The following is a 25,263-nucleotide window of genomic DNA, read 5'->3' as shown; positions in this document are numbered from 1 at the left end:
ATTTCTCCGCCCCCGATTCTTCTGGAGCCCTTCATGAGCCCACTCCCCCACAAGGTCCGCGGCGTCGACCACGTCGCCTACCCCACCTTCGACCCGGCGGCCACCGTCCGCTTCTACCGCGACGTCCTCGGCTTCCCCGTGGTGCACTCGATCTGCGCCGCAGGCTGGGGACCCGACAAGCACCCCGACTTCATCCACTTCTTCTTCGACATCGGCAACGACGACCGGCTCGCCTTCTTCTACTATTTCGGACTCGAGCCGTTCGACGGTGGGCCCCAGGGTGATTCGTACTCGCGGTTCGCCGAGGATGTCCCGATCTGGTTCATCCGCTCGCGTCACCTCGCCATCCATGTCGACGACGAGACGGACCTGTTGGAGTACCGTCGACGACTCGACGCGAGTGAGTGGCCGGTCGAGATGCAGATCCAGCACGAGACCATCGAGTCCATCTACACCCATGACCCGAACGGCTACATGATCGAGATCACCCGCGCCATGCGACCGGTGACGCCGCAGGAAGACCTCGACGCCAACCTCACCATCGAGGCCCTCATCGACGTGGTGTCCCAGCCGAATCCGACCATGGACGCCCTGCTCGTACGCAAGGCGGAACGGATCCTCGAGCGAGCAGCGGACTGGCAGGACCAACAGACGACCGGCAGCGTCCTCGCCGGCGGGGAGGTGTCGACGCGATGACAACGTTCTTCGTGCTCGACGTCCCCGAGAACAAGGCGGTCGCCGCGGTCGCCGGCGAGGCACCGGGTGTCACCGTGGATCACATCGGGCCCTACTTCCGCATCACCTCCGACGACGCCATCGTCGTCGACCGGCGTGCAACCGGATGTCGGCATGCCGTCTGGTACAGCAGCGTCGCGGGTCTGCTCGATTCGCGGATCACGCAGTGGGACAAAGACGCACTGAAGGTCCAGGCACGGTGAGTGCCACCACGACCGCCGGCGCGAGCAGGCTGGGAGCCGGACGCTACATCGAGGCGGCCGAGCAACCGTCGGACACCTCGACGTCGGTCCACGAACTGGCGACCGCCGACGGCGCCAAGGTCACCGGAGTACTACGAACCGTCCCGGGGGCGTCCGTCGTCGTCGCACTCATGCACCCGCGTCAGGATCTCACCCACCATGTCCTGGTTCCGGAGCTGCTCTCCCGCGGCTTCGCCGTGTGGACGCAGGGCACCCGATCGGTCAACAACGATCTGACCCTCATCCACGAACAGGCGATCCTCGACGCCGCCGCCGGCCAGGTGTTCCTGCGTGAGCGCGACTTCGGAGCGGTGCTCACACTGGGCCATTCGGGTGGCGGCGCGTTGTTCGCCTTCTATCACGAACAGGCCGGCCTGGCCCCCGGCGACCGATTGTCGACGACCCCGGCCGGACGGCCGGTCGACCTGGCCGGCGCCGACATGCCGTTGCCCGACGGTGCGATCTTCCTGGCCCCGCACCCCGGTCAGGGCGAACTGCTGCTGCGCCTCATCGACCCGTCCGTGGTCGACGAGGCCGATCCGCTCGGCGTCGACCCGTCACTCAACCCCTTCGATCCGGCGAACGGATATGCCGAACCCCCGGAGAGCTCTTCTTATACAGCGGATTTCGTCGAGAGGTACCGGGCCGCGCAACGTGCCCGCGTCGAACGTCTCGACGCCGTCGCGCGCGAGTTCGTCGCCGAGACCGGCCGCGCCCGTGAGCGTTTCGCCGCCAGCGCGGATCCGGTCGACCGCCGGGCCGCGCTCGCACCTCGCGTCATGACGATCTACCGCACCGATGCCGACCTTCGATTCCTGGATCAGTCGCTGAGTCCCAACGACCGGCCGTACGGGTCGCTGTTCGGTCGACGACCCGACCTCACGGACTACGGCCTGGTCGGGTTCGGCCGACTGGCGACCCCCGACGCGTGGCTGTCGACGTGGTCGGGTCTGTCCAGCAACGCCGGATTCGTCCGCTGCGCGCCCGGTATCCGGGTACCCACGCTGTTCGTCGAGCTGACCGGCGACCAGGCGTGCTTCCCGGAGGATGCGGTGGCGATGGTGAACGCCCTCGGCGCGGACGATGTCACGCACGTCCGCGTCGAGGGAACCCATTTCGGCGGTCCGATCCGCCGCGGGGCGCCGACCGGCGCGAGCCTCGCCGCCGCGGAGATCGGAGGGTGGCTGGTGCAGCGGTTCTCAGCGAGGGGGTAGGCCTGCCCTCACTTCTTCGCGAGCGCCGCCCGATATCCGAGGAAGCCCACGTAACCGGCCAGCCCGACCAGGCCCAGGCGGCGGGTGCGCTTCGACACCAGCGCCGCACCGATTGCGGTCTCGCAGGCGCCGTTGCGGTAGGTCCAGGTGGTGGTGTCGTCGGGGAACACGGGTTGGGTGATCGGTGCGAACGCCTGGGGGGCGACGAAATGCGCGAGCCCCATGGCCGCGAGTCCGCCGCCCACCAACGAGATCTTGTCCAGCGATTGCTTGCCTGCGGCCATCAGAGTGTTCCCTCCGTCGTCGAGTCTTTCCCGTGATCGTATGCACCCGGGTGGGCCCGGTTGCGGCGACCCACTATTCGGCCGTCAACGACCGCCCGCCTGGAGTGCTCGGCGCAGACCCCAGACATAGTCATCCGGCCGCTCCCACGCCGCGAAATGTCCACCGCGAGCGAACTCGCGCCAGTCGGCGACAGCGAAGTGGCGGTTCGCGAACTGCCGCGGCGCGTTGACCAGATCGTGGGCGAACAGCGTGAACACCGTCGGTGCCTCGACCCTCGGCCAGTCCTTGGCGGCCTGTGTCGCGTATGGGCCGAACGATGTCCCGATCGTGCCGGTGAGCCAGTACGCCGTCACCCAGGTGAGGACCTCGTCGTAGGAGAACACGCGGAAGAGGTCGCCGTCGCAATCGGTCCAGCGCACCAGCTTCTCGACGATCCACGCCGCCAGTCCCGCGGGCGAGTCGCCGAGTCCCACCGCCAGGGTGTCCGGCCTCGTCGACTGCTGATGCATGTATCCGCCCTCGGCGGCCTGCCATCGGCGCCCGCGCTCGACGTACGCCACCTCCTCGTCGTCGAGATCGGGCGGGAGGCCGGCCAGAAAGTGGTACTGCGAGACGTCCGTCAGGTGCAGGGAGGCCACGCGGTCCGGGTGACGCGCGGCCAGCGCCTCGGCCACATCGCACCCGACGTCGCCGGCCGAGACGGTGTAGCGATCCACACCGAACTCGGTCATCGCGGCGGCGACGGCGTCGGCCATCTCGACCGAGGACAGCCCCCGTGGGACGGGAGCGGAGAACGGGAACCCGGGAAGCGCCGGCGCCACAACGGACACGTCTCGCAGGCGGGGGAAGATGCGCTCGAAACGCAGCACGGAATCCGGCCACCCGTGGAGCAGCACCACCACCGGGGCACGGCTGCCGGCGGCTTCGGACAAGTCTGCCTCGGATAGAACGGCCCGCACGGGCACGTCGGTGCGCTCGGTCTGCACCCAATCGAGGCCGGCGATCCGATCTTCTTGTGCGCGCCAGTCGAACTCGGTTGCCCAGTACCGGATCAGGGCGGTCACCAGATCCGGGTCGAAGCCCGCCGTGCCGTCGACGTCGGCGCGCGGGACCGGTCGGTGGCGGTGCAACCGATCCCGGAGGTCGTCGAGTGCGGCGGTCGTGGCGCGAACGAACACTTCTCCGATCACCCCACCGTCGGCGCCGTGAGTCCGCGATCGGCCTCGGCGAGATCTCCGGTGTCCCCGTACTCGTGAGCGCGGCGGCCCGCGACGAAGACATAGGCCATGAACAACGACCACGCCGTGACACCGATCCCGATCCGCGCCCAGGTGGGCAGCGGAGAGGGTGTCACGAAGGCCTCGATCACGCCGCAGAGCAACAGCACCACGACGAGGCCGAGGGCCACACCGATCGCGGCACGACCCTCCTCACCGAGAGCCGTTGCCCGCGTCCGGTTCCCGGGCGACACCCAGGCCCAGAAGATGCGCAGACCCACGCCTGCCGCGACGAACAGACAGGTCAGCTCGAGCATTCCGTGCGGCAGGATCAGCCCGAAGAACAGATCGCCCCGGCCGTGGCGGATCATGATCGACGCGACCACCACCAGGTTCAGGATGTTGCTGTAGAGCATCCAGATCACCGGAAAGCCGAACACACCCACCGCGATACAGAGCGCCGCGAGCCAGAAGTTGTTGGTCCAGACCCGTGCCGCGAACGACGTGGCCTCGAATTCGCTGTAGTAGTTCTCGAAGTCGTTGGTCACGAGGCGCTCGATCTCACCCGCCGACGCGAACGAACTCTCGATGCGCGGGTGCTCGAGGACCCACCACGTCATCACGACGGCCGCACCCAGACAGACCCCCATGACGGTGAGCCACCACCAGCGCATGCGATACAGAGCAGCCGGAAACGAGCGGGTGAAGAACTCGACGACCATGGCCGGGGTGCCCACCCGGGTGCCGGTCGCCCGACCGCGGGCTCGCGCCAGCAACGACGACAGATACGCCACGAGCGCCGCGTCGGGAGCCGTGGACCTGATGACCGAGAGGTGGGTCGCCACCCGCTGGTAGGCATCGATCATCTCGTCGGCCTCGGCACCGGTGAGCCGGCGACGGCGCGACAACGCGTCGAGCCGCTCCCACGTCGCGCGGTGCGCAGACACATAGGCGTCGAGATCCACCCGGCCAGCGTAACGGGCATTCTCGGAACATCGACGCGTGTCATTCAGCGGACATCGCGCCTGTGCGGTCCGCAGGCATCCGGCCCTCACCGCGTCGTAGGGTGAGGCGTGATGTCGAGTCCTGTTCCGCCGCGGCCACCCGCGATGGCCGGTGCTCCCGCGGGCGGCGGACCCGGGCAGGTGGCCTGGGGCACCGGCGCCACCACGACGGTCGGTGTCGGGCGAGACGATCTCGTGTCCGGTGAGGCGGTCGCCCTCGCCCTGCCGCCGGCGAACCTCGGCTACCGGATCCTCTCCGGCATCATCGACGTCGTGCTGGGCTTCGGCCTCTGGCTGTTCCTGTGGTGGCTGTCGTTCAAGGTCGCGATCGACGCGAACGAAGCGTGGCGCGGAACGATCCAGACCCTGATCCCCATCCTCGCCGTCATCACACTCCCCACCGCGATGGAGACGCTGACGCCCGGAAAGACGATGGGGCATCTGATCATGGGTCTGCGCACCGTCCGCGATGACGCCGGTCCCATCGGATTCCGGCACTCCCTGGCCCGCGCACTCGTCGGCTTCGTCGAACTCTATGCCTGTCTCGGCCTGCCTGCGCTGATCTCCGCCGCCATCTCGCGAAAGAACAAGCGGCTCGGCGACCTGCTCGCCGGAACCTATGTGATCCGCGACCGGCACCGCATCGTCGAACAGCGGCCTATCGAGATGCCCCCGCAGCTCGAGACGTGGGCGGTGTCCGCCGACATGGCTGCACTCCCCGACCGGCTCGCCGTCCTCGTCCGCCAGTTCCTCGGCGGCAGGCACGACATGACACCCGAGCCTCGGGCATACGCGGCCCGCAGGCTGGTCTTCGATGTCGCGCCGTTCGTCGCGCCCGCTCCCCCGACGGGGGCACCGTTCGAGGACGTGCTGTCGGCGATCATGGCCGAGCGTCGGCGACGCGACACCGAACGCCTCGTGCGCGAGGCGGCGCTCCGGGACCGTCTGTTGCGTTGACTCGGCGGCATCCCATCGCACTCCGAAGCGCGCCGCCCCGCCACCGATTACGCTGCGACAGGTGACGGTGCCACCACATCTCGTGAACCGATCCGGTGGTCGGCGGCTGGTCGCCGCGGTCCTCGGAGCCACGGTGGTCTGCGCGACCGCCCTCACGGGTGCGGCGCCCTCCTGGGCAGGGCCGACACCGGATTCGTCGACGACCCGACTCGTGGTGCCGCAGATTCTCGACACCGAACCCGTGACCGACCGCACCGTCGCCCTCCCCCAGGCCGAGTCGACGCTCCGCGTCCGGTACACCTCGACCTCCGTCCGGGGCGAGCCGACGACCATGACCGGGACCTTGCTGACGCCTCCGACGCCGCCACCCGCCGACGGCTGGCCGCTCGCCGTCTGGAACCACATGACGGTCGGCGGCGCCGATGCGTGTGCCCCGTCGGTCGCGCACGCCGGCCATTCCGAGCTGCCCCGCATGACTTCCGGCGACGGCATCGTCGCCCGGCTTCTCGACGCCGGCTTTGCCGTCGCCCGACCGGATTTCGAGGGTATCGGCGGGCCGGGACCGCATCCTTACCTGATCGGCGATTCGCTCGCGCGGTCCACGATCGACATGGCTGTCGCCGCGGCTGCGCACGACCCGCGCATCGGACGCGACGTGGTCGTGGCGGGGCACTCCGAGGGCGCTGTCGCGGCACTGTCCGCCGCGGCCCGCCCGTCGTCGGAATGGGGCAACCTGAGGCTGCGGGCGGTGTCGGCACTGGCGCCGCCGACGCAGGTGGCCGCCCTCCTCGACGGCGCGTCGAACATCCCGGTGGCCGGGCCGGCGATCAACGAACTCATGGGGCTGGCCGCACTGATCGGGAGTGGCGCGGCCGCAGCGGATCCCGACTTCGACGCGTTGATGGAGAACGGCGGACTCAGTGCGCGGGCACGCGCGCTGCGTCCGCAGGTGGAGACCCGGTGCTACGCCGACCTGACGGCACCGGACTCGTTCGGTGGTCTCGCACCCGCGCAACTCCTCGGCCCGCGGGGCGAGGAGATGAAGCGAGAACTGCTCGCGGTGCTCCACGCGAACGACGTTGCCCGACTTGTGTTTCCGCGAGACCTCCCGGTGCGCATCGACTCGGGGACCGTCGACACCGTGTCCCCACAGCCGCTGGTGTCCGGTCTGGTCGACACCTATCGGCGTGCGGGAGTGTCGGTCACGTACTCCGACCGCTTCACCGGACATCCGGGAGTGGCAACGGACCCGCGCAACGCCACGACCATCGCCGAGTGGCTCATCGCCCAGCTGTGAGGACTTCGGGGTGTGAGGACTTCGGGGAGGGAGGTACCCGGGGTGTGAGGTACCGGGTGTGAGGTCTCCGGCACCGCGACCTGTCAGGCGGCCGGACCCAGCCAGGTCTGTGCGGCGACAACCTGGGCGCGCACCCCGATCGCCAGCGTCGGGTCGATCACCGGCGCGTAGTGGGGACTGTGATTCGACGGCACCTTCAGCAGGGCGGGGTCCGTCATGTCCCCGGTGGTGAACAGGGTCGGGTCCGCGCCCCCCAGCAACCAGTACGACAGCGGCGCTGCACAACTCGTCGCGAGAATGCCGACGTCCTCGCTGCCCGCGCCCGCGCCCGGATCGAGGATGTTGTGCGGCCCCAGCCAGTCCGCGAACGCACCGAGGGTCTTGGCGAGCGCTGTGGAGTCGTTGGTGACCACCGGAAAGCGTTCGATCTCGGTGATCGTCGGCTCACCCGGTGCCCCCGACGCGGCGGCCTCGCCACGTACGATGCGCTCGACACTGTCGAGGATCCGGTGCCGAACAGCCTCGTCATAGCTGCGGATGTTGAGTTGCAGCTCGGCCTCACCGGGGATGACGTTCGCGGCATCCCCCGCGTGGATCGACCCCACGGTCAGCACCGCCGTGGCCGTGCTCGGGATCTCGCGCGAGATCACGGTCTGCAATCGCAGTACCGTCGAGGCCGCCAGTACGATCGGATCGACGGAGGCCTCCGGCATCGAACCGTGGGCGCCTCGCCCCACCAGACGTATCCGCAACGAATCCGACCCTGCATACGACGCGCCGGGGTGGCCGGCGATCTTGCCCGCCGGGAGCGGTGACACATGCTGTCCGAGAACGACGTCCGGTGTCGGAAAGCGTTCCCACAGGCCGTCGTCGACCATCGCCTGCGCTCCGGCTCCCAGCTCTTCGGCGGGTTGGAACACGACGATGAGGGTGCCGGACCACGCCGAGGTGTCCGCGGCCAGTACAGCCGCTGCACCCAGAAGGCACGTGGTGTGCAGATCGTGCCCGCACGCATGGGCGACCGGAACCGACTTGCCGTCGTCGTCGGTGGCCGTGACCGTGCTGGCGTAGTCGAGTCCGGTGTCCTCCCGGACGGGTAACGCATCCATGTCGGCCCGGGACAGGACAGTCGGCCCTTCCCCGTTTCGGAGGACACCGACGACGCCGGTCTTCCCCACCCCGGTGGTGACGTCGAAGCCCGCGGATCGGAGACGGTCCACCACGATCGACGCCGTTCTGTCTTCGTGGAAGCCGAGCTCTGGGTTGCGGTGCAGGTCCTTGTACAGGTCGATCAGTGACGGGTCGACAGCGATGTCGTCGGGTGCGGTCATGCCACACCACCTCCGATGGATGGAGTGTTCGGTCAGGGCGCGTGCCTCGGCCCTCTTCCTCCCCCATCGTCACACTCGACGGTTCGAGATGTGCCGTGTTACCGCATTAGGTTTCGCGAATCGCGGACTGCTACTTCAAATCTGCAGAGCTCTTGCCCAGCACCCGTCGAGCGATGATCAGCTGCTGGATCTGTTGCGTTCCTTCGAAGATGTCGAGGATCTTGGAGTCCCGCGCCCACTTCTCCAACAGCGAGGTCTCCGAAAAGCCCGCTGTCGCACCGATTTCTACCGCCTTGTTGGTGATCTCGGTGACGGTCCGGCCGGCCTTGGCCTTGGACATCGAGGCCTCGGCGGAGTTCGGTTGCTTGTTGTCGGCCATCCACGCCGCGCGCACCGTGTGCAACCACGATGCCTCCCAATCCGATTCGAGCCTGATGTACTCGGCGACGGTGGCGTGCTGACCCGCGGCCGGGCTGTCGTAGTCGATCTCGTGACCCGCGTCCTCCAGCATCCGGCGCAGTTCCTCGAGCGCGGCTCGGCCCAGACCGATGGCCATCGCCGCGACCACCGGCCGGGTGTTGTCGAAGGTCTGCATGACCCCGCCGAACGCCTTCTTGGTGTCGATCTCGGGGGAGCCGAGCAGGTTCTCGGCGGGCACGCGCGCATTCTCGAACCGAACGACTGCGGTGTCGGAGGCCTTGATACCGAGCTTGTGCTCGAGACGCGCGACCGTGACCCCGTCGGTCGTCATCGGCACGACGAAACTCTTGATCGCCGCACGTCCGACGGTCTTGTCGATGGTGGCCCAGACGACCACGTGGTCGGCCCGCGAACCGGCGGTCACGAAGATCTTCTCGCCGTTCAGGATGTAGTCGTCGCCGTCGAGGGTGGCCGTCGTGGTCACCGCCGCCGAGTCGGAGCCGAAGCTGGGCTCGGTGATGGCCATCGCCGCCCAGACGTCACCGAACCGTTCGAGTTGCTCGGGAGTGGCCACCGCGGCGATCGCCGCGTTGCCGAGACCCTGGCCGGGGATCGACAGGAGCAGGCCGACGTCGCCCCAGCTCATCTCGAGAGCGGAGAGGAGCCCGCGCATGTTGGCGCCGTTCACCGACGGCGCGTCGTTCTCCGATGCGGTCTCGGAGTCGGCGGACTTCTCCGAGCCTCGGCCCTTCTTGGCGAGTTTGGCCAGCTCATCGAGCTCAACCGGGTACTCGTGCTCGGCCTTGTCGTACTTGCGCGAGATGGGCCGGAAGAGATGCTCGGCAGCCATGTGGGTGCGCTCGACCGTCGAATCGAACTTCTTCGGGAGCTCCAGGTTGATCGCCATGTCGTTACCTTACTGCCCGGTAAGTTCGTTGCCAAGTCCCTCGCCGGTTCCGACGACGAATAGCCTGGACCGGTGGCCTACGACGAGGAACTCGCCTACCGCATCCGCGCACTGATGGCGACGGAATGCGGTGTCGACGAGAAGTCGATGTTCGGTGGGCTGGCGTTCCTGATCCACGGCAACATGGCCGTCGCCGCCAGCGGCAAGGGCGGCATCCTGGTGCGCGTCCCGCCGGAGGAGACCGACAGCCTGCTGGAGTACGCGCACACCTCGCCCATGGTCATGTCCGGCCGGGAGACGCGCGGTTGGTTGCGCGTCGCCGACGAAGGGGTCACCACGGACCGGCAACTCTCCCGCTGGGTCGCGATCGGCGCCGACTCCGCACGAAAGCTGCCGCCGAAGTAGTCCCTACGGAACGATGTTCACCATCCGGCCGGGCACCACGATGACCTTGCGCGGCTCGGCACCGTCGAGGATCGCGGCGATCTTCTCGTCGGCGAGCGCGGTGGCACGGAGTGTGTCCTCGTCGGCGTCGGCGGCCACCGTGATCCGGCTGCGGACCTTGCCCTTGACCTGAACGGGGATCTCGACGGTGTCCTCGACGAGCCACTTCGGATCGGGGGTGGGGAAGGGACCGTGCACGACCAGACCACCTCGACCCAGGCGATGCCACAGCTCCTCGGCGATGTGCGGCGCCAGCGGCGCCAGCATGATCACCAGTGATTCGACGGCTTCGCGTGGGGCGCCGGTCTTCTCGAAGTTCTTGGTCAGGTGGTTGGTCAGCACCGTCAGCTTGGCGACCGCCGTGTTGTTCCGCAGCGCGTCGTAGTCGTCGCGGACACCGGCGATCGTCTTGTGCAGCAAGCGTTTCGTGTCGTCGTCGAGTTCGGTGTCGGCGACGCGCACCGCGCCGGACTCCTCGTCGACGACGAGTCGCCAGATGCGTTGCAGGAAGCGCTGTGAGCCGACGACGTCCTTGGTCGCCCACGGGCGCGACTGGTCCAGCGGCCCCATGAACATCTCGTAGACACGCAGGGTGTCGGCGCCGTAGTCCCGGCAGATGTCGTCGGGCGCCACCGAGTTCTTCAGCGACTTGCCCATCTTGCCGTACTCCTGGCGCACCGGCTGACCGTTGTAGAAGAACTGTCCGTTCTCCTCGGTGACCTCTTCGGCCGGCACGTAGATGCCACGGGAATCGGTGTAGGCGTACGCCTGGATCATGCCCTGGTTGAACAGCTTTCGGTAGGGCTCCCGGCTGGTGACGTAACCCAGGTCGAACAGCACCTTGTGCCAGAACCGCGAGTACAGCAGATGCAGCACCGCATGTTCGACGCCGCCGATGTACAGGTCCAGCCCACCCGGGTCGTTCTCGCCGTGCAGCGCCGGACGAGGGCCCATCCAGTACGCCTCGTTCTCCTTGGCGCACAACGTGTCCGAGTTGGTGGGATCGATGTAACGGAGCTGATACCACGAGCTGCCCGCCCACTGGGGCATGACGTTGGCGTCACGCGTGTAGGTCTGGACACCGTCGCCGAGATCCAGTTCGACGGTCATCCAGTCGGTGGCCTTGGCCAGCGGGGGAGAGGGCTCACTGTCGGCGTCATCCGGATCGAAGGACACCGGTGCGTAGTCGTCGACCTCCGGGAGTTCTACCGGCAGCATCGATTCCGGCAGCGCATGCGGCTGACCATCGGCGTCGTACACGATGGGGAACGGCTCACCCCAGTAACGTTGCCGGGCGAACAGCCAGTCGCGCAGCTTGTACTGGATCTTCCCGGTACCCGCACCGTCGGATTCCAGGCGCTCGACGATGGCCGCCTTCGCGGTCTCGACGTCCATGCCGTCGAGGAAGCCGGAGTTGACCAACCGGCCGTCGCCCGCATAGGCCTCCGTCTGCACGTCGGTGTCGGACCCGATCACCTCGCGGATCGGCAGACCGAAGACGGTCGCGAACTCGTGATCTCGGGCGTCGTGGGCCGGGACCGCCATGATCGCGCCGGTGCCGTAACCCATCAGGACGTAATCGGCGATGAACACCGGAACTTGTTCGCCGTTCACCGGATTGACCGCGAAGCTGCCGGTGAAGACGCCGGTCTTCTCCTTGTTCTCCTGGCGTTCGAGATCGGACTTCGCGGCGATCGAGGCTCGATACTCCGCCACCGCTGCCGCGGGATCCGCACCGCCGCGCGTCCAGCGCTCGTCGGTTCCGTCCGGCCATGCGGCGGTCGTCAATTCGCCGACGAGGGGATGCTCGGGGGCCAGCACCATGTAGGTGGCGCCGAACAGGGTGTCGGGACGGGTGGTGAAGACCTCGATCTCACCGACACCCGGCACGTCGAAGCGCACCTGGGCACCGCGCGAACGCCCGATCCAGTTGCGCTGCATGGTCTTGACCTTGTCCGGCCAGTCCAGCAGGTCGAGGTCGTCGAGCAACCGGTCGGAGTACGCGGTGATTCGCATCATCCACTGACGCAGGTGCTTTCGGAAGACCGGGAAGTTGCCGCGATCACTGCGACCGTCGGCGGTTACCTCCTCGTTGGCCAGCACGGTGCCCAGGCCCGGGCACCAGTTGACCAGCGAGTCGCTCAGGTAGACCAGGCGGTGGTCGTCGATGACCTCGGTCCGCTCGGCGGGGGAGAGGTCGGCCCACGCGCGGCCCTCGAACGTGCCCGTCAACGGCCGTGCGCCCGAGGTGAATTCGTCGACCAACTCGGAGATGCGTCGCGCCTTGCCCTGATCGGCGTCGTACCAGGCGTTGTAGATCTGCAGGAAGATCCACTGGGTCCATCGGTAGAACTCGACATCGGTGGTCGCCACGCGGCGTCGTTCGTCGTGGCCGAGACCCAGGCGGCGGATCTGGCCGAGGTAGCGCTCGATGTTCTGCTCGGTGGTGGTGCGGGGATGCGTGCCGGTCTGCACCGCGTACTGCTCGGCGGGCAGGCCGAAGGAGTCGAAGCCCATTGTGTGCAGCACGTTCTTGCCGGTCATGCGCTGGTAGCGCGCGAAGACGTCGCTGGCGATGAAGCCGAGCGGGTGCCCGACGTGCAGTCCGGCTCCCGACGGGTAGGGGAACATGTCCTGCACGAAGAGCTTGTCCGCGGCGTCGGCACCGCCGCCGCCGAAGGCAGACAGGTCACCGGCGAGCGGTCCGACCGGATTGGGCGCCTCGTAGGCGTGCTCGTCGGACCAGGTCTGCTGCCAGCGCTGCTCGATGTCACCGGCGACCGCTGCGGTGTATCGATGCGCGGTGGTGTCGGCGGTGCCGGTTCCGGTCGTCCCGGCCGAGCCGCTGCCCTTGGTCTCAGCTGAAGTCACGCGACCAGGGTAAATCCTGCGCCGGACCGGCTGTGAATCCGGTCGCTCGGCGCCACGTCCGGAGCCGTCGCCGACGCTCCGATTCGGTCCGTACGACGCACGGTCGTATGCTGTGGGTCGTGAACGCCCTGCCCGTCGCCGTCGCCGTCTTGCTCTTCGTGCTGGCCGGACTCTGGGTCGTGGTAGGAATCCGGGGCCTTCGCGGCACACTGCCGCGCAACCGCTGGGCGGGTGTCCGCTCCGGCGAGACGATGCGCTCCGACGAGGCGTTCCGGGTCGCCAACCGGGTCGCGGCACCGGGCACGCTCGGTGCGAGCGCCATCCTCGTGCTCGGCGGCATCGCCACCCTCGCGGTATCGACCGGGTGGGCACTGGCATTCGGTTTGGTCGCGCTCGTCGTGGCGCTCGTGGTGATCGGGCTGGTCAGCGGTATCGCCGTACGTGCCGCCGCCACCGTCCCGGCCGACGACGAAGGCTGCTCCTGCTGCTCGGGCGGTGATGCCCACGACCACGGGCCCGCCGACCAGGGGACGTCGGATCCCGCCGCCGACTGCGGTACCAGCAGCTGCGGTGCGTGCTCGCTGCGCGGAGTCTGCGCAGGCGACACCGCGCAGGCCTGAGCTCTTCGGTCTCACCCCACGCGTCTCACCCCCACCACCTTTCGAGGGCACACCCATGCGCACTCTCAAGAATCTCCTGGACCGTTCGCCGGTCGACGGCTTCATCCTCGCGATCATCGTCGCCGTCGTCGTGGCCGCGTTCCTCCCCGTTCGCGGTACCGCCGCGGAGGCACTCGACTGGGTCGTGGTCGCCGCGATCGCCGCCCTGTTCTTCCTGTACGGCACGCGACTGCATCCCCGCGAGGCACTCGAGGGACTGAAGCACTGGCGGCTGCACCTGACGATCCTCGCGTTCACCTTCGTGGCGTTCCCACTCATCGGCCTGGCGCTCAAGCCGGTCGTCGAGCCGCTCATCGGTGAGGACCTCTACGCCGGGCTCCTCTTCCTCTGCCTCGTCCCTTCGACGGTGCAGTCGTCCATCGCGTTCACCTCGATGGCCCGGGGCAACATCGCCGGCGCCATCGTCAGCGCGTCGACGTCGAACATCCTCGGCGTCTTTCTGACCCCGCTGCTCGTGGTGGCGCTGATGAGCACCAGCGGCGACATCAGCATCGACGCCGCGTCGGTGCTCAAGATCATCGCCCAGATCCTGGTGCCGTTCCTCATCGGTCAGCTCGCCCGCAGATGGGTCGGCCCGTTCTTCACCCGGCACGCCAAGATCACCAAGCTCGCCGACCGCGGCGCCATCGTCCTCGTCGTCTACGTGGCGTTCAGCGAGGGCGTCGCCCAGGGCATCTGGTCGACGGTTGGCGTGTGGCAGGTCATCGCCGTGACCGTGATCTCGCTGCTGTTCGTCATCGTCATGCTGGCGATCACCCGGTGGGTGCCGCGCCGGCTCGGTTTCGATCGTGCTGACACCATCGCGATCCAGTTCTGCGGCACCAAGAAGAGCCTGGCCACCGGTCTGCCGATGGCGACCGTCCTGTTCGCGGGGAGCAGCGTCGGACTCATCGTCCTACCGCTGATGATCTTCCACCAGATCCAGCTCATGATCTGCTCGTGGCTGGCCACCCGCTACGGGCGCGAGGCCGACGCCGTCGAGGCGGCGGGCTCGGCCGGCTGAACTCCCTGCTACCGGGTCGCACCGACCGGCGTCGACAGCGGGAGGTTCACGAAGCTCGGCCGGTTCGGATCGAGCTGGATGTGCTGGGGCCGCAGACCCGACTCGTTGAGCAGCGGACGCAGCGGGAGACCACGCGGGAAGTTCATCGAGAAGACGTCGATCCGCAGGCGATGACCGGGTTTGATGATCGCCTCGGTGGGCAGCAGGCCGATGTCGACGCTGACCGGGCGGCCCGGCGCGACCCGCTGGCGTGAGGCCAGGGTCAGGTCGTAGAAGGGGTCGATGACGTCGCCGTTGGGGGCGAACTGCGATGCCGCCGGGTCGTATCCGCGCAGGGACGCCATGACCTGACCGGACGTGAGCACCTTCGACGTGCCGTCGGGCGCGACGTCGTTGAGGGTGGCGGTCCAGTATCCGTCGGTGGCGTCGAGCACCGTGTTCAAACGGACGTTGGCGTATCCCGACACACTGCGCGTCGTCGTCAGCGGGGGAGTGGTGAACGTCAGTGCCGCCCGTTCGGAGATGCGCGCGTCGTCGGCGCAGAACGGGAAGATCGCGAGCGCACCCGCCAGTTGCTGGGCCGCGTCGCGCGAGCACATGGTCGCCAGACCGGGAGCGATGGTCATGCGCGCACGGGACCCGGGCGCCGCCGTGGTCAGACTTCCGTCCCGCACCGCGTGCGCGGCGGTCCCGCTGCGCCGGTCACTCAGGTACAGGCGCTGACGCTCCATACCCGCCCGCGGGAACTGCTTAGCGGTGATCCACGCATCGCCGACCTGCTTGAGGTTGACCGGACCGTAGGAGTCGATGCCGTTGTCGATTCCCTTGAGCCACTTGTCGAACCAGGCCTTCTGCAGGACGTCCAACCGGGGTGGGGTTCCGCGCCGCCCCTCCTGACCACCACCGATCGTCAGGTGGTAACCGTCGCCCATGATCAGCTGTTTCCGGCCCGGCGGCAGCGGGATCTTGTTGTACATGCGCACTTCACTGTTGGTGAACAGGTCGAACCAACCGCCGTAGATCATCGTCGGTGTGCTGATCCGATCGGCATGGTCGAGCCACGACGACCTGGGCTCGGAACCGTTCTCCAACAACGCCTTCAGGTTCGGCGGCACCGACGGGATGTCCGGTGTGAGCAGAGCGGCGAAGAGCTGCGGATAGAACGTGAAGGGATCGGAGATGCGGTCGGCCAGCCACTTCCAGTCGAAGGTGCCGTTCAGCATCGACGCGACATTCGGGATCATCTTCGTCGTGTTGACGAGCGTCAGCCACAGCGGCAGGAAGCCGACGCCGAGCGCGCCGCCGGGCGCCACGATGTCGCGGATGAGATCTCCGCCGGGTTCGACCGGGAAGATCGCCTTCAGGGCCTCGGGGTTCTTGTTCGCGGCCTGGATCTGGTTGATCGCCGAGTACGAGACACCCGACATGCCGACCTTGCCGTTGGACCACCGCTGCTTCGACGCCCAGTCGATGACCTCGATGGTGTCGCGCTGCTCACGCGACTGGAAGACGTCCCAGACGCCCTGCGAGAAGCCGGTTCCGCGCACGTCCACGACGACCTGCGTGTAACCGCTGCGAACGAGGTCGAAGTCCACGAGGAAGGTCTTGGCCCCGCCGTCGCGGATCGTCTCCGCGATGTCGGTGATCCCGTCGATGGGAGTGCCCGACAGGTTGATCGACCGGGCCAACTGCAGGAGATACGGCTCGAGAACCGGGTTCTGCAGAACAGCCGAACCGACCGTGGTGATCAGCTTGGTGTACGGGGTCATGTTCACGATCACCGGCGTCTTCGTCGACGTGGGGCGCTCGCGGGCGTCGGCCGGGCGGTACACATTGGCGCGCAGGACCGTCCCGTCGCTCATCCGGATCGGCACGTCCCACGTGACATTCACTCCCGCGTACGGTTGCGGGCCGTCGTGGCTCGCCTGCCACCGCGCTGCGTCGGCACCTCCGCTCGGGCCGGCCGGCGCGGCACCCGCGACAGCGATCGGCGCGACCAGGGCGATGATCCCCAGCACCACACCGACGAGAACCCGAATGCTCTTCGACCCGCTCATGCACACCCCCGCGTGTGAGTCCGCCGGTCTCACGATGCGCAGCCGACGGTTTTCCGATCAAGCGTCCACAACCTAACACCCGGCCGGTGACGTGGGTCACCGGGCCTCTCAGTGAACGCTCAGCATCACTCGGGGTCCGACCGTGTGATGCGGCCGATCAGTTGACGCTGAGGTCGATGGGATGTGTGGCCAGCAGCGGCTTGGGCCACGGTTGCCGACGCAGCACGTCGAACCACACGTCGGACGAGGGCGGGGCGAGCAGATCGCGGGGGAGAGCCGAGGCGACCATCCAGCTGAACTGGTCGAGTTCGTCGTCGAGCTGTCCCGCCCCCCAGCCGCTGTACCCGGCGAAGATCCGCACACCGTCCAAAGCCTCGACGAGAGATTCGGGATCGGCGTCGAGGTCGACGAGCACGACCCGGCCGTCGACCGGTCGTAAGGCCGGCACGTCGTCGATCGCGACGCCGGGCTTCACGACGCCGAGGCACAGCGCCGCCTCCTGATTGACCGGCCCGCCGATGTACAGCGCGCGCGGCGAGGCCGCGAGGTCGGTCCACTGCGGAAGCAGATTGTGCACGGCGGTCTGGCTCATGCGGTTGAGGATCACGCCCAGACTGCCGGCGTCGTTGTGCTCGATGATGTAGATGATCGTCCGGGCGAACGTCGGCTCGGTGAGATCGACGGAGGCGATCAGCACCGAGCCGGGACGCACCCGCGGTGACGGATCCGCATCCCAGGGGACGCCGGGCATACGGCCTCCACCACCGCCTTCCGCCGCGTGGTCTCCGGGGCGGAATTCCGGTGTGGGATCGTCTGCGTCATCACCTCCGGCCACCCGACCATCATCGCACGTTCGCGCAGTGGGGGGCCGACGCTCGGCCTCTGCACCCCGCGCCGGCTCTGTACCCTGAATCAGTGAACAGCACCCGGTCCGCCCGCGAGCCGCGCGGGTGGTCGGTGTTCATCCATTCGCTGCGTTCTTCACCAGGTCTGGGACGACTCCTCTCGGTCCGCCTGTCCAGTCAGATCACCGACGGCATCTTCCAGGCCGCACTCGTCGGCAGCATCCTGTTCAATCCCGAACGGCACGCGGACCCCCTCGCGGTGGCGGGCGGCCTCGCGGTACTGCTGTTGCCGTACTCACTCATCGGCCCGTTCGCCGGAGCACTCCTCGATCACTGGGATCGACGGAATGTGCTGCTGTACGCCAACCTGCTGCGCGGCGTGATCATCGGGCTCGTGGCGCTGGCCGTCGCATCGGGTGCGCCGGACGGGGTCGTTCTGGTCTCGGCGCTCGCCGCCACCGGCGCGAGCCGATTCGTGGCGGCGGGGCTGTCGGCGGGACTCCCCCATGTGGCGCGGCGCGACGTCATCGTGGCGACGAACGCTCTCTTCACCACACTCGGCGGCGCGATGTTGAGTGTGGGGCTCGGCATCACGCTGGGGCTGCGTGCCGTGTTCGGGGACGACAACGTGGGCAGTGCGCTCACCATGCTCGCCGGGATCGTGCTCGCCGTGGTGTCGGGGGGTCTGGCCCACGGATTCCGTCCGCTGCAGCTCGGACCGGACGAGCCCGACGACCCGGGACGATCGGCCATGCATGCGGTCTCGGTGGGGCTCTGGCACGGCATCCGCGCGGTGGTCCACCACCGGACTGTCGCCGCCGCGCTGTCCGCGATCGGTGCACACCGGTTGGTGTTCGGCATGAACACGCTGATGATCCTGGTGCTGACCCGGCAGATGGGCCCGGGTGACGGTCTCGACCGGGTCAGCGTCGTCATCGGGTTCACCGGGGTGGGCGCCTTTCTCGCCGCTGTCGTCACGCCGATCGCGGTCGCACGGGTCGGCCGGTACGCGACCCTGCTGGGCGCGCTCGCGGCCGGCGCGGTTGCCGAGCTCACCGTGCTCACGTTCGAGTTCGCGGTGATCTGCGGGTCGGCCTTCGTCCTCGGGCTGATCGGGCAGATCGCCAAGCTCTGCGGGGATCTCGCCATGCAGGTCGACGTCGGCGACGCGGTCCGCGGTCAGGTCTTCTCCGTCCAGGACGCCGTCTTCAACATCGCCTACGTGGGTGCGGTGACCGTGGCCGCGCTCGCGATCCCCGACGACGGACGGGCGGCGGGCCTCGTCGTGCTGGGTGTGGTGTTGTACCTCGTCGGAATCCTGGTGGTGCGGATGCTGCATCCGCGAGGCGACACCTCGTCCGGAGACGCGAAGACTCGTCACGCCATCACCGATCCCGCCGCGTGAATCGGGGATCCCGGCGGTCGTAGGCAGTGTCGGCCACACCGTCCCCGTTCAGATCGGTCAGCATCACATCGTGGACGCCGTCACCGTCGGAGTCGACATAGAGGCTCGAGCCGACGATCCTTCCCGCCTTCTCCGTGCCCACCAGTTCCGCATCGACGTCACCGTCGTCGTCGAGATCCAGCCCCAGCGCGCGGGATCCCGGCCGTTCCGCGGGGGGGTCGGACACCGGCGGAGATGCTCCGGGGCCGATGTCGTCGCGCCCCACCGGACGATCCCACAGACCAGCGCCGGAGTCGCGGTAGAACGCATCGGGTCCGGACACGTCGTCGACGTCCAGCGCCGCCACGTCGGCCACTCCGTCGGCGTCGGTGTCCCACATGGCATCGTCTCGGCGCCCGTCGCCGTCGAAGTCGAGCAGGACCGCATCGGCTGTGTTGGGCGTGCTGCCGAGGGTGAGGTCCACCGGCGAGGACCAGCGGGTCAGCGAACCGTCGCCGGACCCGAAGAAGTACTCGATCACCGGCTCCATGGGGTCTTGGACGCAGCGCGCGGCCGATCGGTTCCCGGTCCGCGTCGGGCGGGATCCGCACCCACCCGGCGGATGACCGTGCCGGTGGCCACCCGGTAGGTTGTGGCGCATGTACGTCAGCGATCTCGGCGAGCAGTGGCACGCGGCACGACTCGAGCCCGCCCTGGCACACCTCGACTCCGCGTCGGCGGGCCGCTCGTCCTACGCGCTCATCGGCGCGATGACCGCGCACCTGTGGCGTGAGACCGAGCGCGGATCGTATGTCGCCGCCGACGATCGCGCCGACGAGATCGCGCGTGACACAAGGAACCTCGCGGCACTCATCGGCCACACCGGTGACGAGATCGTCTTCCGCGAGAGTGCCCGCGCCGCGTTGCGCGCCCTGCTCACCAACTGGAGTCTGCCCGTCACGTCGACGGTGTGGGTCGCCAAGAACGAGTTCGGGCCCAACCTCGAGGAATTCGAACGTCGCGGCTACGCCGTCCGCACCATGCCCGGCGGCGACGTCTACGGCCACGTGGACACCGACGCACTCGAGAACATGCTGCAGTTCGAGCAGCCCGACTTCATCCACGTCTGCCACATCGGCTCGATGTCCGGTGTGGTGCAGCCGGTCACGCGCATCGTCGAACTCGCCCACCGCGCCGGCGTGCCGGTCGTCGTCGACATGGCGCAGTCGGTCGGGCACGTCCCCACCGTCACCGGAGCCGATGTCGTCTACGGCACCAGCCGCAAGTGGCTCACCGGGCCGCGCGGCGTCGGGTTCGTCGCCGTGCGCCGGGACTCGTTGCGTCCGGTGCAGATCGACGGCTCGGAGGCCTTCATCGCGGGACGTCTCGGGCTCGGCGTCGCCGTCCGCGAACTGCTCGACATCGGTCAGCAGCGGGTGTTCCGCGAACTCGCGAGGATCGGCAAGGCCACCCGCGAGCGGCTCCACGGCATCGCGAGCTGGGAAGTCCTCGAACCGATCGACGAGCCGTCCGCCCTCGTGACGCTCGCTCCGCCGCCGGGGTGGCAGTTCGGCGATGTCGCCGCGGCACGCGACAAACTGCTGTCCCTCGGCGTCCTCGTCACCGCGGCCGACACCTGGCGGGCCCCGCTCGCGACCGAACACCCGGTGCTCCGTCTCAGCCCGCACCTCGACGTGCGGCGCGACGAACTCGACCGCGTCGCCGACGCCCTGCGCACGATGGGCTACTGACGGGCCGGGGCTCGATCGACGCTCAGCCCGTCACCTCGCCGATGATCTTCTCGACATCCGGCCGGGCGGCGTCGGCGTCGGCCGGCACCAACCCGATACGGGTGCGTCGGTGCAGGATGTCATCGGCGTCCAGCGCGCCCTCATGGGTGAGCGCGAAGGCGATCTCGGCGCGGGTGACGTCGATGTCGGGGGTGATCCGTTCCAGCGGACGGTCCAGGGTCGCGGCCGCCTCCACGACGGCCGGCGCCTCACCACCGAAACGCTGTACGAGCGATGTGGGCAGTGCGCGCTCACCGGGGTTCCGCACTGCCCCCACCAGGGGAGTGGTGGTCGTGACGCACTCGCCTGCCGCGAGATCGGTTGTCGCGAGCGCTGCGTCGACGGCATCCTGCGCCATCCGCCGGTAGGTCGTGAGCTTCCCGCCGAGAACACTGACGAGGCCATCGCCGCGCGTCCGCACATGGTGTTGGCGTGAGACATCGGCGAGCGCCTCGGACGCGCCCCGATCCGACGAGGCGCGGGTGTCGACCAGAGGCCGCAGACCGGAGAACGTCCCGAGGATGTCGGCCCGCTCGATCGGCCGGGACAACGCCGGGTTGAGTGCGTCGAGGAGGAAATCGATCTCCGACGAGTCGGGCATCGGCACATCCGGGATGGGTCCGGGCGCCGCGACGTCGGTGAGGCCGATGTAGACACGGCCCAGCTGTGCGGGCACGACGAAGATGAACCTCGAGACCGAACTGCCCAGGGGCACGGTGAGTGCCGCGGAGGGATGCCCCAACGATGCCGCGTCCACGACGAGATGCGTTCCGCGGCTGGGGCTCACAGCGATGGACTGGTCGACGTCACCGGACCAGACGCCGGTGGCGTTGACGACCATGCGGGCGCCGACGTCGAAGCTCTCCCCGGTCAGCAGATCCGTCAGGGTGGCCCCGCGGCCGTCCACCCGGTCGGCCCGTGTGCGCGTCGCGATCGAGGCCCCGTATCCGGCCGCCGTCCGCGCGAGGGCGACGACGAGCCGGGCATCGTCGATAAGCTGGCCGTCAGCGGTGGAGATCCCGCCGCGCAGACCGACCGGCGACAGGGTGGGGCAGCGTCCGAGCGTTTCCACCGGGGAGAGCTGTGCGGGCGGCGGTAGAACCGAGTCAGGGGTGCCGGCGTGGCGACGCAGCAGGTCACCGGTACGGAGACCGAACCGGATGATGGAGGCCTGCCGGCCGCCACGGTCGGGGATGATCTGCCGGAGGGGGGCGATCAGATGCGGGGCTATCGCGGTCATCAGGTGATGCCGTTCGATCGCGCTCTCGCGTGCGACGCGGATGTCGCCCTTCGCGAGATAGCGCAGCCCGCCGTGGACGAGCTTGCTGCTCCACCGCGACGTGCCCGCCGCGAGATCGTCCTTCTCGACCAGCGCAACGCTCAGCCCGCGGGTGGCCGCGTCGAGCGCGACGCCCACCCCGGTGATCCCGCCGCCGATCACCAGGAGATCCACCCGGTCACCCGAGGCGAGTCGATCGAGGGCGCGCGCCCGGGTCGTCGCGGAGAGTGTCGCCATCAGCAGAACCCCGCCGTGTCGTCGACGGTCGCGCGCTCACTCATCGACCGGGCGGAGATAACCGGAGACCACACCGTGGAGTTCGGTGCTCCATCCCTCCGCGAGGATGTCGGACACGAGCGCGCCCGACTGGAGGAACGACTGCGCGATCAACAGGACCATGGCCGCCATCCGCTTGGCATCGCCGGATCGAACCTGTCCCTGTTCCTGACCCTTCGACAGCATGTCGGCCAGGATCGCCAGCGCGCTCTGCTGACTCGTGCCGAGACGCTCGAAGACGTACGGCGACATGAAGTCTCGCTGCTCGCGCCACAACGACGCGATCAATTCGTTGTCCCGCAGCGCCCCGACCACCGACACCACCTGATCGACCAGGGAGTCGAGGTCGGCGGGATCGCCGGTGTCGACGATCGTCTTCTCGACGATGCCGAGCACCTCGCGGGTGAGCAGGCCGCGGATGATCTCGCTGATGTCGGGCCACCGGCGATACACCGTCGGTCGGCTGACGCCTGCCTGCCGTGCGACCTCGGACACGGTCACCTTGCGCCCGCCGCTGCGCAGCAGGCAGATCCGGGCCGCGTTCAGGACGAGATCGCCGATCTCCTCGTTACGGATTGCCATGATGTGTAACACTGTAACGGATCACTCAATCGGCGGGGGGCCGAGCACATGACAATCGAACACGCCACTCTCGTGGCAAGTCCATACGCGCGCCACGGGACCGGACTGCGCGTCGCGCATCAGGCAGCGGAACTCCTGCGTGCACACGACGTCGAGGTCGAGGTGATCGTCGGGGAGGACATCGCCGACGCCGCCGACCTCGCGGGCAAAGCAGCACGCGGCGACACCGACGTCCTCGTCGTCGTGGGGGGCGACGGCACGGTACGTCTCGCGGTGGAGGCCAGCATCGGCTCGGGCAAGCCGCTGGCCGTGATCCCGGCCGGCAGCGGGAACGACTTCGCCCGCAACCTGGGCATACCGCACGACCTGGCCGAGGCCGTCGAGGTCATCCTCGCCGGTCACCGGCGCGCCATCGATCTCGGTCGGGTCAGCTTCCCCGACGGTCAGACCGCGTTGTTCAGCACGGTCGCGGCCACGGGCTTCGACGCGGCGGTCACCGCCCGCGCCATCGACATGCGATGGCCACGCGGCCAGGCGCGCTATACGCTCGCCGCCCTGTGGGAGCTCGTTCGGCTGCGGTCGCGGCACTACCAGGTGCGCGTCGACGATCAGGCCGTCGAATCCGATCTCATCTTCGCCGCGATCGGCAACACCACGTCCTACGGCGGCGGTATGAAGATCACGCCGCAGGCGTCGGTCACCGATGGCGAGATCGACGTCACCCTGGCGCTCAACCCGGCGCGCATGGCCCGCTGGACCATCGCGCGCGTGTTCCCGAAAGTGTTCTCGGGCAAGCACATCGACAGTCCCAACGTGCGGACCATGCGTGGCTCCGAGGTCGAGCTGTACTGCGATCCGCCCGCACTGGTCTCGGTCGACGGCGATCTCGTCGGGGAGTTGCCCGCGGTCTTCGAGGCCGTGCCCCACGCGATCGAGGTGTTCGCACCGGCATCGAGCCGATGAGGACCCGGCACGCCGCGGAAAGCATCACTCGCTGCTGCGCGCGGCCCACCATTCCCGCAATGCCTCCTCGGCTTCGTCGCGGCTGAGCGGACCGCGATCGAGACGCAGTTCCTTGAGGTGACGCCACGCCTGCCCGACGATCGGGCCGGGCGGCACCCCGAGTAGCTCCATGATGGCGTTGCCGTCGAGGTCCGGCCGTACCTTCTGCAGGTTCTCGGCAGCCTGGAGATCGGCGATGCGCTGCTCGAGGTCGTCGTAGTTCTGCTGGAGTCGGCGGGCACGACGCTTGTTGCGGGTGGTGCAGTCCGCCCGGACCAGCTTGTTGAGTTTGTCCAGCAGGGGACCGGCGTCGGTGACGTAGCGCCGCACAGCGGAGTCGGTCCATGCCCCGTCGCCGTAGCCGTGGAACCGCAGGTGCAGGAAGACCAGCTGGGCGACGTCGGCCACGACCGCCTTCGGATACTTCAGTGCGCGCATCCGTTTGCGCACCATCTTCGCGCCGACCACCTCGTGGTGGTGGAAGCTCACCCCGCCGCCCGGCTCGTGGCGGCGCGTCGCGGGCTTGCCGATGTCGTGGAGCAGTGCCGCCCAGCGCAGGACCAGGTCCGGGTCGCCGTCCTCGAGGTCGATTGCCTGCCTCAGCACGGTCAGCGAGTGCTGATAGACGTCCTTGTGCTGGTGATGCTCGTCGATGGTCAGCTTCATACCCGGCACCTCGGGCAGCACCCGGTCGGCCAGACCCGTCTCGACCATCGCATCGATGGCCTCGATGGGGAACTCGCCGCAGATCAGCTTGTCCAGCTCGGCGCGCACACGCTCGGCGGTGATGCGATCGATCTCACCGTTCATCTCGGTGATCGCCTGCCACACACGCGGCGCGAGCCCGAAACCGAGCTGGGAGACGAAACGAACGGCCCGCAACATACGCAGCGGGTCGTCGCCGAAGGACTGCTCGGGCGTCGCGGGAGTGTCGAGGACGCCGGCGAGCAGGGCGGTCATGCCGTCGAGCGGGTCACAGAAGTCCTGGGTCCCCGAAGCCCCGATGCGCACGGCCATCGCGTTGACGGTGAAGTCACGACGGACCAGGTCGTCGTCGAGCGTCGTACCGAAGGTGACCTCGGGGTTGCGGCTGACCTGGTCGTAGGAGTCGGCGCGGAAGGTCGTGATCTCGATGAGATGGTCACCCTTGCGGACCCCGACCGTGCCGAACTCGATGCCGACGTCCCAGAACGCATCCGCCCAGCCTCTGAGCAGGCGCGACACCTGCTCAGGGCGGGCGTCGGTGGTGAAGTCGAGATCGTTGCCCAGCCGCCCCAGCACTGCGTCGCGGACCGAGCCGCCGACCAGGTACAGCTCGTGCCCCGCGGTCGCGAACAGGTCGCCGAGCGGGACCAGGACGTCGTCGAGATCGCGCAGCGCTATCGCAGCAGCCGCGAGCAGACGCGTGCGCCGCTCCGGATCCGACACGGCGGGTCGGCCG

The 25,263-nt window shown here is 68.5% G+C and carries 23 protein-coding genes; 11 read left to right on the top strand and 12 right to left on the bottom strand.

The features are described 5' to 3' along the window. Positions 1 to 33 precede the first annotated feature (33 nt). The 3 genes from MAY35_RS14315 to MAY35_RS14305 are packed head-to-tail and all read left to right on the top strand — an operon-like array spanning position 34 to position 2,191. Positions 34 to 696, top strand: coding sequence for a VOC family protein (locus MAY35_RS14315; protein WP_238421968.1), 663 nt, complete (start codon positions 34 to 36; stop codon positions 694 to 696). Then, the gene (locus MAY35_RS14310) at positions 693 to 938 is read left to right on the top strand and encodes a hypothetical protein (protein ID WP_238421967.1); all 246 of its coding nucleotides are present in this window, start codon (positions 693 to 695) and stop codon (positions 936 to 938) included. The genes MAY35_RS14315 and MAY35_RS14310 overlap by 4 nt, the downstream gene beginning before the upstream one ends. After that, positions 935 to 2,191: an alpha/beta hydrolase gene (locus MAY35_RS14305; RefSeq protein ID WP_238421966.1), complete on the top strand. Its 1,257-nt coding sequence runs from the start codon at positions 935 to 937 to the stop codon at positions 2,189 to 2,191. The genes MAY35_RS14310 and MAY35_RS14305 overlap by 4 nt, the downstream gene beginning before the upstream one ends. An 8-nt stretch (positions 2,192 to 2,199) precedes the next feature. Here MAY35_RS14305 and MAY35_RS14300 read toward each other — a convergent pair whose 3' ends face one another. The 3 genes from MAY35_RS14300 to MAY35_RS14290 all read right to left on the bottom strand — a co-directional run bounded on the left by MAY35_RS14300 (position 2,200) and on the right by MAY35_RS14290 (position 4,658). Continuing rightward, positions 2,200 to 2,475, bottom strand: a complete 276-nt coding sequence (locus tag MAY35_RS14300) for a hypothetical protein (protein ID WP_238421965.1) — start codon at positions 2,473 to 2,475, stop codon at positions 2,200 to 2,202. Between the two features lie 84 nt (positions 2,476 to 2,559). After that, the gene (locus MAY35_RS14295; protein WP_238421964.1) at positions 2,560 to 3,666 is read right to left on the bottom strand and encodes an epoxide hydrolase family protein; all 1,107 of its coding nucleotides are present in this window, start codon (positions 3,664 to 3,666) and stop codon (positions 2,560 to 2,562) included. Then, entirely contained in the window at positions 3,663 to 4,658 is a 996-nt protein-coding gene (locus MAY35_RS14290) for a stage II sporulation protein M (RefSeq protein WP_238421963.1), read from the bottom strand. The genes MAY35_RS14295 and MAY35_RS14290 overlap by 4 nt, the downstream gene beginning before the upstream one ends. A 111-nt stretch (positions 4,659 to 4,769) precedes the next feature. Between MAY35_RS14290 and MAY35_RS14285 the strand changes: the two genes are divergently transcribed. Together MAY35_RS14285 and MAY35_RS14280 are read left to right on the top strand one after the other, a co-directional pair. Continuing rightward, positions 4,770 to 5,654, top strand: a complete 885-nt coding sequence (locus MAY35_RS14285) for an RDD family protein (protein ID WP_374237956.1) — start codon at positions 4,770 to 4,772, stop codon at positions 5,652 to 5,654. 133 nt (positions 5,655 to 5,787) lie between these two features. Then, positions 5,788 to 6,951: a lipase family protein gene (locus MAY35_RS14280; protein ID WP_374237958.1), complete on the top strand. Its 1,164-nt coding sequence runs from the start codon at positions 5,788 to 5,790 to the stop codon at positions 6,949 to 6,951. Between the two features lie 83 nt (positions 6,952 to 7,034). Here MAY35_RS14280 and MAY35_RS14275 read toward each other — a convergent pair whose 3' ends face one another. Both MAY35_RS14275 and MAY35_RS14270 read right to left on the bottom strand, forming a co-directional pair. Further along, the gene (locus MAY35_RS14275; protein WP_238421961.1) at positions 7,035 to 8,282 is read right to left on the bottom strand and encodes an amidohydrolase; all 1,248 of its coding nucleotides are present in this window, start codon (positions 8,280 to 8,282) and stop codon (positions 7,035 to 7,037) included. 130 nt (positions 8,283 to 8,412) lie between these two features. Further along, the gene (locus MAY35_RS14270) at positions 8,413 to 9,609 is read right to left on the bottom strand and encodes an acyl-CoA dehydrogenase family protein (protein ID WP_238421960.1); all 1,197 of its coding nucleotides are present in this window, start codon (positions 9,607 to 9,609) and stop codon (positions 8,413 to 8,415) included. A gap of 72 nt (positions 9,610 to 9,681) precedes the next feature. On the opposite strand from MAY35_RS14270, the gene MAY35_RS14265 reads away from it, so the two are divergent. Further along, positions 9,682 to 10,014 (top strand): TfoX/Sxy family protein, encoded by a 333-nt coding sequence (locus tag MAY35_RS14265; RefSeq protein WP_238421959.1) that lies wholly within the window; start codon positions 9,682 to 9,684, stop codon positions 10,012 to 10,014. Positions 10,015 to 10,017: 3 nt separating this feature from the next. On the opposite strand, the gene leuS is transcribed toward MAY35_RS14265, so the two are convergent. Continuing rightward, complete coding sequence (gene leuS / locus MAY35_RS14260) at positions 10,018 to 12,924, bottom strand: leucine--tRNA ligase (RefSeq protein ID WP_238421958.1); 2,907 nt, start codon at positions 12,922 to 12,924, stop codon at positions 10,018 to 10,020. A gap of 107 nt (positions 12,925 to 13,031) precedes the next feature. Here leuS and MAY35_RS14255 point away from each other — a divergent pair, with 107 nt between their 5' ends. Beyond that, positions 13,032 to 13,544, top strand: coding sequence for an SdpI family protein (locus tag MAY35_RS14255; RefSeq protein ID WP_238421957.1), 513 nt, complete (start codon positions 13,032 to 13,034; stop codon positions 13,542 to 13,544). Between the two features lie 55 nt (positions 13,545 to 13,599). Beyond that, positions 13,600 to 14,607: a bile acid:sodium symporter family protein gene (locus tag MAY35_RS14250; RefSeq protein WP_238421956.1), complete on the top strand. Its 1,008-nt coding sequence runs from the start codon at positions 13,600 to 13,602 to the stop codon at positions 14,605 to 14,607. A gap of 8 nt (positions 14,608 to 14,615) precedes the next feature. On the opposite strand, the gene MAY35_RS14245 is transcribed toward MAY35_RS14250, so the two are convergent. After that, on the bottom strand, positions 14,616 to 16,664 hold the full coding sequence (locus MAY35_RS14245; RefSeq protein ID WP_238421955.1) for a CocE/NonD family hydrolase: 2,049 nt from the start codon (positions 16,662 to 16,664) through the stop codon (positions 14,616 to 14,618). 157 nt (positions 16,665 to 16,821) lie between these two features. Continuing rightward, on the bottom strand, positions 16,822 to 17,415 hold the full coding sequence (locus MAY35_RS14240) for a YqgE/AlgH family protein (RefSeq protein ID WP_238421954.1): 594 nt from the start codon (positions 17,413 to 17,415) through the stop codon (positions 16,822 to 16,824). Positions 17,416 to 17,579: 164 nt separating this feature from the next. On the opposite strand from MAY35_RS14240, the gene MAY35_RS14235 reads away from it, so the two are divergent. Beyond that, positions 17,580 to 18,914: an MFS transporter gene (locus MAY35_RS14235; protein ID WP_238421953.1), complete on the top strand. Its 1,335-nt coding sequence runs from the start codon at positions 17,580 to 17,582 to the stop codon at positions 18,912 to 18,914. On the opposite strand, the gene MAY35_RS14230 is transcribed toward MAY35_RS14235, so the two are convergent. After that, complete coding sequence (locus MAY35_RS14230; protein WP_238421952.1) at positions 18,895 to 19,443, bottom strand: hypothetical protein; 549 nt, start codon at positions 19,441 to 19,443, stop codon at positions 18,895 to 18,897. The genes MAY35_RS14235 and MAY35_RS14230 overlap by 20 nt on opposite strands. 109 nt (positions 19,444 to 19,552) lie before the next feature. Between MAY35_RS14230 and MAY35_RS14225 the strand changes: the two genes are divergently transcribed. Continuing rightward, positions 19,553 to 20,644 carry an aminotransferase class V-fold PLP-dependent enzyme gene (locus MAY35_RS14225; protein WP_238421951.1) on the top strand — a complete coding sequence of 364 codons (1,092 nt, stop codon included), beginning with the start codon at positions 19,553 to 19,555 and terminating at the stop codon, positions 20,642 to 20,644. Between the two features lie 22 nt (positions 20,645 to 20,666). On the opposite strand, the gene MAY35_RS14220 is transcribed toward MAY35_RS14225, so the two are convergent. After that, positions 20,667 to 22,199, bottom strand: coding sequence for a glycerol-3-phosphate dehydrogenase/oxidase (locus tag MAY35_RS14220; RefSeq protein ID WP_238421950.1), 1,533 nt, complete (start codon positions 22,197 to 22,199; stop codon positions 20,667 to 20,669). A gap of 36 nt (positions 22,200 to 22,235) precedes the next feature. Further along, the gene (locus MAY35_RS14215; RefSeq protein ID WP_238421949.1) at positions 22,236 to 22,820 is read right to left on the bottom strand and encodes a TetR/AcrR family transcriptional regulator; all 585 of its coding nucleotides are present in this window, start codon (positions 22,818 to 22,820) and stop codon (positions 22,236 to 22,238) included. Positions 22,821 to 22,868: 48 nt separating this feature from the next. Between MAY35_RS14215 and MAY35_RS14210 the strand changes: the two genes are divergently transcribed. Continuing rightward, entirely contained in the window at positions 22,869 to 23,783 is a 915-nt protein-coding gene (locus MAY35_RS14210) for a diacylglycerol kinase family protein (protein ID WP_238421948.1), read from the top strand. 24 nt (positions 23,784 to 23,807) lie between these two features. Here the strand turns inward: MAY35_RS14210 and MAY35_RS14205 are convergent, their stop codons facing one another. Next, the gene (locus MAY35_RS14205; RefSeq protein ID WP_238422031.1) at positions 23,808 to 25,250 is read right to left on the bottom strand and encodes a CCA tRNA nucleotidyltransferase; all 1,443 of its coding nucleotides are present in this window, start codon (positions 25,248 to 25,250) and stop codon (positions 23,808 to 23,810) included. Positions 25,251 to 25,263: the final 13 nt, after the last annotated feature.

The organism is Gordonia sp. 'Campus' (assembly GCF_022206305.1).
Classification (GTDB): Bacteria; Actinomycetota; Actinomycetes; order Mycobacteriales; family Mycobacteriaceae; genus Gordonia.
Note: the sequence above shows the minus strand (reverse complement) of the source record. Positions and strands in the feature narration are given on the sequence as shown.